This is a genomic window from Rhizobacter sp. (assembly GCF_035702065.1).
Taxonomy (GTDB): domain Bacteria; phylum Pseudomonadota; class Gammaproteobacteria; order Burkholderiales; family Burkholderiaceae_C; genus Rhizobacter.
On the sequence record NZ_DASSRA010000219.1, the window covers coordinates 1 to 7,561 of the forward strand.

Below are 7,561 nucleotides of genomic sequence, written 5' to 3' on the forward strand. Positions count from 1 at the left end.
GTGTGGTCGATGCGGTCTTCGCCGACGAACTGCGCGTTGCCGGCGCTGTCGCGCTTGTAGACGCGCACCACGCCCTTGGGCATGGGCAGGCCCAGGCGCGAACTCTCGCGGTTGCTGAACTCGACGAACACGCCGGTCTTCAGCTTCTGGCCGATGTCACCTACGCTGGAACGGTAGTAATAGTCGCTGCCCTGCAGCAGCAACTCCTTCACCACCGGCACGCGGCTGGCGTTGAGCAGGGCGACCTGCTTGGTCTGGTTGTCGGCCAGCGTGGTGGGGCGGCCCAGGGTATAGAGGTGGTACTCGAAGAGCGCCTCCTGTTGCATGTCGGCCGCCGCCGACGCGGGGGCCGCCATCATCACCTTCTCGCGGCGTGCGAGCCGTTGCATGTCTTCCTTCACGCGGTTCACGTCGCCCGCCACCAGCTGCAGCCGCGCGTTGGGGTAGGCCGTGCCGCTGCGGTTGGTGAGCGTGACCCAGCCGTTGAGGTCGAGCGAGCCGTCGTCGGCGCTCAGCTCGGCCACGTAGTCGGCCTGCCACGACAGCCCGCCGGTGAGGTACGACAGCTCCAGCGTCTGCGCGCCCGCACGCCGGCTCTGCAACTCGGTGACGAGCGTGGGCCGGTCGCGCAGGTTGGCGGGCACGCCGTCGTAGACGATGCGGCCCGGCACGCCGGTCTCGATGCGGTCGCCGATCTTCAGCACCACGCCCTGGCTGGCAGCCAGCACCTGGGCGGTCTCGACGGTCTCGGCGCCGGTCTGCGGGTGGGTCTTCACGATGCGCACGCTGCGGCCGACGTACTTCTCCAGCAGCTTGGAGGGGGTGAGCAGGTCGAAGTCGAAGTTCTGCTCCAGCAGGTCGAAGCTGCCGGGGTTCGTGAGGCTGCGCAGCTGGGCCGTTTCGGGCCGCATGCGCGCGCTCACGTCGCGCAGGGCCAGGCGGTTGCTTCCGGCCTCCAGGGTGGTGTTGCGTGCGTCTTTCACCAGCGCCAGGTCGTCGTTGTAGATGGTCACCGCCACCGATTGCTGCTCCTCGAGCGTGCTGCGGCGCTCGGTGGGCGGCGCGGCCTGGGCGCAGGCACAGGCGGCGGCCAGAGCCAGGGACGAGAGGGTTGCGACGCGCGTGACGAGGGAAGCGGTAGCCATGAGGGTTCTCCAGAGGGTTGCAGTCGTTGCAGGCCAGGCCCACACCTGCTTACACGGCGCTGCGGCCCGAACGGGGTGACCCGGCGTCGGCTTTTCACGCTTTGGGTGCGTTTGGTTGCAATCGAGACCCCTGGAAGCCAGCTGCGGTCATCCGATCCCTCGGCTGGCCCGTTGAGAAGGCATTCCTGTCGCTCCACGCGCACCAAGACCATGCAAAACCCCGCTACCCACAAGCCGCCCGCCCGCAAGGCCCGCGAGCCCGAGTTCCCGGGCAAGCTCGACAAGGCCCCCGACTTCGAGGCCTGCCACCTCGCCTTCACCGAGAGCGCCCGCCGCACCCAGGCGCCCCTGCGCCGGCTCGACCAGAAGCGCTGACACCCACCGTTCCCTCAGGTCAACCACTACCCGGCGCGTCACCCCGCGCCTCGAAGGCTGTATGAAAATACAGCCCTCATGTCCCCTCCCCGCCTGATCGCCCACCTCGACATGGACGCCTTCTATGCGTCCGTCGAGCTGCTGCGCTACCCCGAGCTGCGCGGCCTGCCGGTGGTGATCGGCGGCGGACGGCGCCACCAGCCTGTTACGCGCGCCGACGGCACCCGCGAGTTCTTCCGCCTGAAGGACTACACCGGCCGCGGCGTGCTCACCACCAGCACCTACGAGGCGCGCAAGCTGGGTGTGTTCTCGGCCATGGGCACCATGAAGGCGGCCAAGCTCGCGCCCGACGCCATCCTGCTGCCGGTCGACTTCGACCAGTACCGCACCTACTCGCGCCTCTTCAAGGCGGCCGTGCGGGCCATCGCGCCGCAGGTCGAAGACCGCGGCATCGACGAGATCTACATCGACCTCTCCGAGCTGCCCGGCGTGCACGACGACGGCGGCCGCACCATCGGCCAGCAGCTGAAAGACGCCGTGCGCGAGGCCACCGGCGGCCTCAGCTGCTCGATCGGCATCACACCCAACAAGCTGCTCTCCAAGCTGTGCTCCGAGTTCGACAAGCCCGACGGCCTCACGCTGCTGCGGGCCGACGAGATCGAGTCACGCATCTGGCCGCTGGCGGCGCGCAAGGTCAACGGCATCGGCCCCAAGGCCAGCGAGAAGCTGGCCGGCTTCGGCCTGCACACCGTGGGCGACATCGCGGCGGCCGACCCGGCCTTTCTGCTCGCCCACTTCGGCAAGAGCTACGGTGCCTGGCTGCACCAGGCCTCGCACGGCATCGACGACCGGCCGGTGGTCACGCACAGCGAACCCGTCTCGATGAGCCGCGAGACCACCTTCGAGCGCGACCTGCACGCCGTGCGCGACCGCAGCACGCTCACGCCCATCTTCACCGACCTGTGCGTGGAGCTGGCCGACGACCTCACGCGCAAGGGCTATGCCGCCAAGACCATCGGCATCAAGCTGCGTTTCGACGACTTCAAGATCGTCACCCGCGACCTCACCCTGCCGGCTCACACCATGGATGCCAAGACCATCCGCCGCGCGGCCGGCGAGTGCCTCAAGCGCGTGGACCTGAAGCGCCGCCTGCGCCTGCTGGGCGTGCGCGCCGGCAACCTGGCGCGGCTGGCCGATCTGGTCGACCCGCAGGCCGCGCACGCGCCGCTGGCGGTGCACGAAGCACCCGCGCCCTACCTGGCGCCCCTGCCCTTGTTCGATGGCGCCTTGTTCGACAGCGACGAGGGCTAACCCGGCATCCGCGCGAAAGCCTGCAGCGCGGGGTCGATGGCGTCCCACGCCTGCCCGCGCACGCGGTAGGTGAGCACCTGCGGCATGAAGCGCTCCGGCTCGTCCAGGCTGGCCGCCGGCACGGCAATCAGGTCGGGCATCGCCGCAAAGCGCAGGTAGACGGGCGCACCGCAGACCGGGCAGAAGGCCTGCGTCTTCACCTTGCCGCTGTCGGCCGTGACGTCCCAGTGTGTCGCCGCACCGGTGATCGCCATCTCGGCCCGTGCCGGAAAGGTCAGCCACGAGCCGTGCCCGGTGCCGCTTTGCCGCTGGCAATCGCGGCACTGGCAGTGGTTCTGGAAGATGGGCGCGTGCACGGTGGTGTAGCGGATCGCGCCGCAGGCGCAGCCGCCGGTGTAGGGCTGGGTCATCAAAGGCTCCTGCTTCAAGCTGCCAGCCTGGGCTTGGCGAACACGTCGATGCCCTCGCCCGTCTCGAGCAGCGACTTGAGGCTCGACAGCACGATCGGCCAGCCCTGCTGTACGCCCTTGGCCATGCCGCTGCCGGCTTCCAGCTCATCGTGCGTGACCGTCAGCTTCACCATGCCGTCGTAGGCCACGATGTCGAAGCTCACGCGGCTGTAGCTGCTTGCGTCGGCCGCCTGGGCAGGGCTCGTCCAGGTGATGACCAGGCGCGTCGGCCGTGCGACTTCGACCACCTGGCCGACCACCTGCACCGTGCGCTGATCGTTGGCGCGCACGTGCTCCCAACTCGATCCGTGCCGCCATTCGGAGACGTTCTCATGGCCCCAGTAGCGCCGGGCGATCTCCGGCCGGGTGATGGCATCGAACACCTTCTCAGGCGTCGAGCGGATGTAGGTCACATAGACGAAGCTCGTCTTCTCTTTCATCGTCACTCTCCTTCGAGTTCCTGCTTCAGGTCGTGCAGCAGGCTGAGCCGCTGACGTTCGAACTTGCGCACCCACCGCTCGTAGACCTCGTGCAGCGGCACCGGGTTGATGAAGTGCAGCTTCTCGCGGCCGCGCCACACCGTGGTCACCAGGCTGGCCGCCTCCAGGAGCCCCAGGTGCTGCGTGGCCGATTGCCGCGTCATGTCCAGGTGCTCGCAGAGCTGGCCCAGCGTCTGCCCGTTCTGCTCGCACAGCAGGTCGAGCAGCTTTCTTCGAGTCGGGTCGCCCAGTGCCTTGAAAACCTTGTCTGCGTCCATCCGTCGAGTGTGTGTGCGTGAGGCCATGATATGCAGGCAAATACCTGCATGTCAAGCAGATCCAGCCCAATCACCCGATGGCCCCTGGTGTGTGCACTTGTTCACGGGTACAAGGCCTATCTCGGCCCCACCAGCCTCCACGTGCATCCAGCCGGCGGCGGCCCACGTAGCTGGCAGAACAACAACCCAAGGAGAGAACCATGCCCTTTCATTCCAGCCGACTGGCCCTCGCCTGCGCGGCCTTGCCATTGGCGCTCGCCGGCACCCCGGCATTGGCGCAAAGCAGCAGCTTTGGCGGCAAGCTCTTGCTGACCGGCGGCGTGAGCAGCATCGACGGCGCGGCCGGCGGCGGCCTCACGCCCTGGGCCGTGACTGGCGGCTACGGCACCGACGGCGAAGTCGGCGGCTCGGCCTTCGCCACGCGCGTGAAGAGCAAGGACTACGGCCTCAACGTCTACGGCGCCGCACTGGCCTATGGCGACCGCATCGAACTCTCGATCGCGCGGCAGGACTTCGACACCGGCCCGGTCGGCGGCGCGTTGGGCCTCACCGGGCTGCGCCTCAAGCAGAACATCTTCGGCGCCAAGCTGCGCCTGGCCGGCGACGCGGTGCTGGAGGCCGACACCTGGATGCCACAGATCGCGCTCGGCGTGGAGTACAAGAAGTCCGACGCCGACCGCCTGCAGAGCACGCTCCAAGCCTTCGGCGCCAAGGACAGCGGCACCGACATCTACCTGAGCGCGACCAAGCTCTTCCTCGCGCAAGGCATCCTGGTCAACGGCACACTGCGCGCCACCAAGGCCAACCAGAACGGCCTGCTCGGCTTCGGCGCCACCGACCACACGAGCTACACGCTGCAGCCCGAGTTCTCGCTGGCGTACCTGCTGAGCAAGAACATCGCCATCGGCGCCGAGTACCGCTTCAAGCCCGACAACTTCAAGGACAACACTGCGCTCGGCGCTGGCGCGCTGGCCGAAGACGACTGGGCCGACCTCTTCATCGCCTGGGCGCCGAGCAAGCACTTCTCGCTCACCGCCGCCTACGTCGACCTGGGCAAGATCGTGCCGGGTGTCGTGCAGCGCCGCCAGACCGGCGGCTACATCTCCGCGCAGATCGCGTTCTGAACCTGGAGCCCATTGCCATGAACCACAAGTTCGCTTCCGTCTTGCTCGGTGCTGCCCTGCTCGCCGGCACCGCCCACGCACAAACCACCCCCGACGATTCGCTCTACCAGCAACTGGGCGCCCAGCCCGGCCTCACCCGCCTGATGGACGACTTCATGACCCGCCTGCTGGCCGACCCGCGCATGAACCCCTTCTTCAAGGATGTGGACCACAAACACGTCAAGCAAGAACTGGTGACGCAGTTCTGCGAGGTCTCGGGCGGCCCCTGCAAGCGCAACGGCCCCGACATGAAGAAGGCCCACGCCGGCATGGACATCAACAAGAACAACTTCAACGCGCTGGTCGAGGTGTTGCAGCAGAGCATGGACGCGCAGGGCATCGCCTTCGGCACGCAGAACAGGCTGCTCGCGCGGCTCGCGCCGATGCACCGCGACATCATCAACACTCCGTGAAACCCACAGCAGGCCACCCCATGCACCACACCTATCATCCGCCGATGCACACGCACACCCTGGCCCTGCTGGCACTGGCGTTCAGCGCTGGCCTGGCCCACGCCGGCAACGTTCAGCTCACCGTCACCGACAAGGACGGCAAGCCCGCCCCCGACGTGGTGGTGCTGGTGCAGCCCGCCGTCAAGGCCGCCGCCATCCCCGCACCCAAGCCGGTGGTGATCGTGCAGGAAGGCTCGCGCTTCGTGCCCTTCCTGACCGTGGTGCCGGTGGGCAGCACGCTGCGCTTCACCAACAAGGACGGCTACGACCACCACGTGCGCTCCACGCCCAGCGGCCAGCTGGGCAGCAGTGCACCGGCCAAGACCTTCGAGCTGCGGCTCGACGCCAACCCGGCCGCGGCGCCCAGCAGCAACGACCCCTACGCCAACAACATGCCGCCCAAGAAGGGCTCGGGCGTGTCGAGCGCCGACGTGAAGGTCGACGCAGCCGGCGCCATCGGCCTGGGCTGCCACATCCACGGCTCGATGCGCGGGCAGGTCTACGTGGCCGACACGCCCTGGTTCGCCAAGACCGACGCCAACGGCGTGGCCTTGATCGAAAGCGTGCCCGATGGCGCGGCCCAGATCTCCTTGTGGCACCCGGACCAGTTGCAAGACCAGGCCACCGTGCCGGTGCAGGTGAGCGCCACGCCACTCAGCACCAGCACACAACTCAACTTCGTACCGAAGCGACGCCGAGGATGACCGCACCCAATCGCATCACCTGCATCGAGGATCTGCGCGTCCTCGCCGAGAAGCGCGTGCCACGCATGTTCTACGACTACGCCGACTCCGGCTCGTGGACCGAAGGCACCTACCGCGCCAACGAGAGCGACTTTCAGAAGATCCTGCTGCGCCAGCGCGTGGCGGTGAACATGGACAACCGCACGCTGCGCACCACCATGGCCGGCACCGCGACGGCCATGCCGGTGGCCATTGCGCCCACCGGCCTCACCGGCATGCAGCACGCCGATGGCGAGATCCTGGCCGCCCGCGCGGCCGAGAAGTTCGGCATCCCCTTCACGCTTTCGACCATGAGCATCTGCTCGATCGAGGACATCCGCGCCCACACCAAGGGGCCGTTCTGGTTCCAGCTCTACTGGATGCGCGACCGCGACTTCATGGAGCGCCTGATGGACCGCGCCAAGGCCGCCGGCGTCTCTGCGCTGGTGCTCACGCTCGACCTGCAGGTGCTGGGCCAGCGTCACAAGGACATCAAGAACGGCCTCACGGCGCCGCCCAAGCCCACGCTCGGCAACATCCTCAACCTGATGACCAAGCCGCGCTGGTGCCTCGGCATGGCCAAGACACGCCGCCACGGCTTCGGCAACCTGATCGGCCACGCCAAGGGCGTGAGCGACATGAGCTCGCTCGGCGCCTGGACGAAAGAGCAGTTCGACCCCAAGCTCGACTGGAACGACGTCGAGTGGATCAAGAAACGCTGGGGCGGCAAGCTCATCCTCAAGGGCATCATGGACCTGGAAGACGCACGCCTGGCCGCCGACAGCGGCGCCGATGCCCTGGTCGTCTCCAACCACGGCGGGCGGCAGCTCGATGGCGCGCCTTCGTCCATCGCCGCGCTGCCGGCCATTGCCGATGAGGTGGGCTCGCGCATCGAGGTCTGGATGGACGGCGGCATCCGCTCCGGGCAGGACGTGCTCAAGGCCTGGGCGCTGGGCGCGCGCGGCACGCTGATCGGCCGCGCCTTCCTGTACGGGCTGGGCGCGATGGGCGAGGCCGGCGTGACGCGCTGCCTGGAGATCATCCGCAACGAGCTGGACCTGACGATGGCGTTCTGCGGGCGCACGCGCATCGGCGACGTCGACCGCTCGGTGCTGCTGCCGGGGACTTACTGACTCGAACAGGGGGCATGCCGTTTGCCGGCGGGCACTACAATGCCTTACAGAAAG

General features: G+C 68.0%; 10 protein-coding genes. 6 read left to right on the forward strand and 4 right to left on the reverse strand.

Annotated elements, in window-relative coordinates:
* Positions 1-1,145 (reverse strand): DUF4139 domain-containing protein (locus VFL64_RS10125; RefSeq protein WP_489540252.1); only part of this gene is annotated, 1,145 nt, incomplete at its 3' end.
* 210 nt (positions 1,146-1,355) lie between these two features.
* Here VFL64_RS10125 and VFL64_RS10130 point away from each other — a divergent pair.
* Together VFL64_RS10130 and dinB are read left to right on the forward strand one after the other, a co-directional pair.
* Entirely contained in the window at positions 1,356-1,520 is a 165-nt protein-coding gene (locus VFL64_RS10130; RefSeq protein WP_489540253.1) for a hypothetical protein, read from the forward strand.
* Between the two features lie 78 nt (positions 1,521-1,598).
* Positions 1,599-2,831 carry a DNA polymerase IV gene (gene dinB / locus VFL64_RS10135; RefSeq protein WP_489540254.1) on the forward strand — a complete coding sequence of 411 codons (1,233 nt, stop codon included), beginning with the start codon at positions 1,599-1,601 and terminating at the stop codon, positions 2,829-2,831.
* Here the strand turns inward: dinB and VFL64_RS10140 are convergent.
* The 3 genes from VFL64_RS10140 to VFL64_RS10150 are packed head-to-tail and all read right to left on the reverse strand — an operon-like array spanning position 2,828 to position 4,037.
* Entirely contained in the window at positions 2,828-3,241 is a 414-nt protein-coding gene (locus VFL64_RS10140; protein ID WP_489540255.1) for a GFA family protein, read from the reverse strand. The genes dinB and VFL64_RS10140 overlap by 4 nt on opposite strands.
* A gap of 14 nt (positions 3,242-3,255) precedes the next feature.
* Positions 3,256-3,720, reverse strand: a complete 465-nt coding sequence (locus tag VFL64_RS10145) for an SRPBCC family protein (protein WP_489540256.1) — start codon at positions 3,718-3,720, stop codon at positions 3,256-3,258.
* 2 nt (positions 3,721-3,722) lie between these two features.
* On the reverse strand, positions 3,723-4,037 hold the full coding sequence (locus tag VFL64_RS10150; protein WP_489540257.1) for an ArsR/SmtB family transcription factor: 315 nt from the start codon (positions 4,035-4,037) through the stop codon (positions 3,723-3,725).
* Positions 4,038-4,237: 200 nt separating this feature from the next.
* Between VFL64_RS10150 and VFL64_RS10155 the strand changes: the two genes are divergently transcribed.
* Genes VFL64_RS10155 through VFL64_RS10170 form a run of 4 tightly spaced genes read left to right on the forward strand, consistent with a single transcriptional unit; the run spans position 4,238 to position 7,507 of the window.
* Entirely contained in the window at positions 4,238-5,161 is a 924-nt protein-coding gene (locus VFL64_RS10155; protein WP_489540258.1) for a DUF3034 family protein, read from the forward strand.
* A 17-nt stretch (positions 5,162-5,178) separates the two neighbouring features.
* Positions 5,179-5,613 carry a group I truncated hemoglobin gene (locus VFL64_RS10160; RefSeq protein WP_489540259.1) on the forward strand — a complete coding sequence of 145 codons (435 nt, stop codon included), beginning with the start codon at positions 5,179-5,181 and terminating at the stop codon, positions 5,611-5,613.
* Positions 5,614-5,657: 44 nt separating this feature from the next.
* Positions 5,658-6,356, forward strand: coding sequence for a cupredoxin domain-containing protein (locus VFL64_RS10165; RefSeq protein ID WP_489540260.1), 699 nt, complete (start codon positions 5,658-5,660; stop codon positions 6,354-6,356).
* A complete protein-coding gene (locus VFL64_RS10170) occupies positions 6,353-7,507 on the forward strand; it encodes an alpha-hydroxy acid oxidase (protein WP_489540261.1) in 1,155 nt (384 codons plus the stop codon). Before VFL64_RS10165 ends, VFL64_RS10170 begins: the two co-directional genes overlap by 4 nt.
* Positions 7,508-7,561 lie beyond the last annotated feature (54 nt).

What these genes read in the sequence shown, in the direction of transcription:
- VFL64_RS10130 (WP_489540253.1), top strand. Translation starts at nt 1,356, where the DNA reads ATGCAAAACCCCGCTACCCACAAGCCGCCCGCCCGCAAGGCCCGCGAG.
- dinB (WP_489540254.1), top strand. Translation starts at nt 1,599, where the DNA reads ATGTCCCCTCCCCGCCTGATCGCCCACCTCGACATGGACGCCTTCTAT.
- VFL64_RS10140 (WP_489540255.1), bottom strand. Translation starts at nt 3,241, where the DNA reads ATGACCCAGCCCTACACCGGCGGCTGCGCCTGCGGCGCGATCCGCTAC.
- VFL64_RS10145 (WP_489540256.1), bottom strand. Translation starts at nt 3,720, where the DNA reads ATGAAAGAGAAGACGAGCTTCGTCTATGTGACCTACATCCGCTCGACG.
- VFL64_RS10150 (WP_489540257.1), bottom strand. Translation starts at nt 4,037, where the DNA reads ATGGACGCAGACAAGGTTTTCAAGGCACTGGGCGACCCGACTCGAAGA.
- VFL64_RS10155 (WP_489540258.1), top strand. Translation starts at nt 4,238, where the DNA reads ATGCCCTTTCATTCCAGCCGACTGGCCCTCGCCTGCGCGGCCTTGCCA.
- VFL64_RS10160 (WP_489540259.1), top strand. Translation starts at nt 5,179, where the DNA reads ATGAACCACAAGTTCGCTTCCGTCTTGCTCGGTGCTGCCCTGCTCGCC.
- VFL64_RS10165 (WP_489540260.1), top strand. Translation starts at nt 5,658, where the DNA reads ATGCACACGCACACCCTGGCCCTGCTGGCACTGGCGTTCAGCGCTGGC.
- VFL64_RS10170 (WP_489540261.1), top strand. Translation starts at nt 6,353, where the DNA reads ATGACCGCACCCAATCGCATCACCTGCATCGAGGATCTGCGCGTCCTC.